Origin of the sequence: Anaerobacillus sp. 1_MG-2023 (assembly GCF_030547345.1) — a bacterium.
GTDB classification, from domain to species: domain Bacteria; phylum Bacillota; class Bacilli; order Bacillales; family Guptibacillaceae; genus Guptibacillus; species Guptibacillus hwajinpoensis_B.
This window is the reverse complement of the sequence record NZ_JAUORD010000114.1, coordinates 1-268: the sequence shown is the minus strand read 5'-3', so window position 1 is coordinate 268 and position 268 is coordinate 1. Positions and strand designations below refer to the sequence as shown.

Annotated in this window: 1 protein-coding gene; it reads left to right on the top strand. The window is 32.8% G+C overall.

Going from position 1 to position 268, the window contains the following annotated elements:
• Positions 1-268, top strand: a 268-nt coding sequence (locus Q4550_RS23505; RefSeq protein WP_303536636.1) for a hypothetical protein, incomplete at both ends; no start/stop codon positions are given.

The following is a 268-nucleotide window of genomic DNA, read 5'->3' as shown; positions in this document are numbered from 1 at the left end:
TCTTCAGCTTATAAAGTAACCTATGAAACACGTGCGAAAGATCGCGTCTATACGAATGAAAAAATTACGAATGATGTTACAGCTGGTACTGAGAGTTCAAGTGCTTCTCGAAATATTGGTCAGCAAATTCTATCAAAGTCCTTCAATAATGTTGATTATCAGAATCAAGAGTTAAGCTGGAACATAACAGTCAATTCAGATAATCAAATTATGAAAAATCTTGTTCTTTCAGATGACTTTACAAATGAAGGATTAACTCTTATTGATG